The organism is Dactylosporangium sucinum, assembly GCF_014647515.1.
GTDB classification, from domain to species: domain Bacteria; phylum Actinomycetota; class Actinomycetes; order Mycobacteriales; family Micromonosporaceae; genus Dactylosporangium; species Dactylosporangium sucinum.
The window spans coordinates 1-999 of the sequence record NZ_BMPI01000153.1 but is presented as its reverse complement, the minus strand read 5'-3'; the positions used below and the strand labels follow the sequence as shown (position 1 = coordinate 999).

At 73.7% G+C, this 999-nt stretch carries 1 protein-coding gene; it reads left to right on the top strand.

Annotation, left to right across the window (positions count from 1 at the left end; genetic code table 11):
* Positions 1-999 (top strand): ketoacyl-synthetase C-terminal extension domain-containing protein (locus IEZ31_RS58035; RefSeq protein WP_268241779.1); only part of this gene is annotated, 999 nt, incomplete at both ends.

The following is a 999-nucleotide window of genomic DNA, read 5'->3' as shown; positions in this document are numbered from 1 at the left end:
CTGGCCGCCGACGGGCGCTGCAAGTCCTATGCGGGGGCGGCGGACGGTACCGGCTGGGCCGAGGGCGTCGGCGTCCTGGTCCTGGAGCGGCTGTCCGACGCCCGCGCCAACGGCCACCGCGTCCTGGGCGTCGTGCGTGGTTCCGCGGTCAACCAAGACGGCGCCTCCAACGGCCTGACTGCCCCGAACGGCCCGTCCCAGGAGCGAGTCATTCTGCAGGCCTTGGCCAATGCGGGTCTGTCACCGTCCGAGGTGGACGTTGTCGAGGGCCACGGTACCGGCACCCGGCTCGGCGATCCGATCGAGGCGCAGGCGCTCCTCGCCACCTACGGGCAGGACCGCGACGAACCGCTCTGGCTCGGCTCGGTCAAGTCCAACATCGGCCACACCCAGGCCGCCGCCGGCGTCGCCGGGATCATCAAGATGGTCCTGGCGATGCGGCACGCCACCATGCCGCCGACCCTGCACGTCGACGAGCCTTCCCCGCACGTGGACTGGTCGGCGGGCCGAGTCGCGCTGCTCACCGAGTCGCGTCCGTGGCCGAACGGCCGCCCCCGCCGGGCCGGCGTCTCCTCGTTCGGGATCAGCGGCACCAACGCGCACGTCATCATCGAGGAGGGCGACCCCACCCCGGCGCCGGCACCCAGCGAGGGCCCGACCGCCTGGATCGTCTCGGCAAAGTCGGAGCGGGCCCTGCGGGCGCAGGCGGCCCGCCTGGCCGACTGGGCCGAACGGACCGACCCCGACCCCCACGACACCGCCGTGGCCCTGGCCACGCAGCGGTCCCGGTTCGCGCACCGCGCGGTGGTGACCGGTTCGGACGTTGCTCACCTGGTCGCGGGTCTGCGTGACTTGTCGACCACCGGTGCGGGTGCGCCGGGTCCGGTGGCGGTGCTGTTCTCCGGGCAGGGGTCGCAGCGCCCCGGGATGGGCGCGGATCTGCCGGGTCTGGACGAGGTCCGCCAGCACCTGGACATCCACCTCGGCGACCGCATCGAT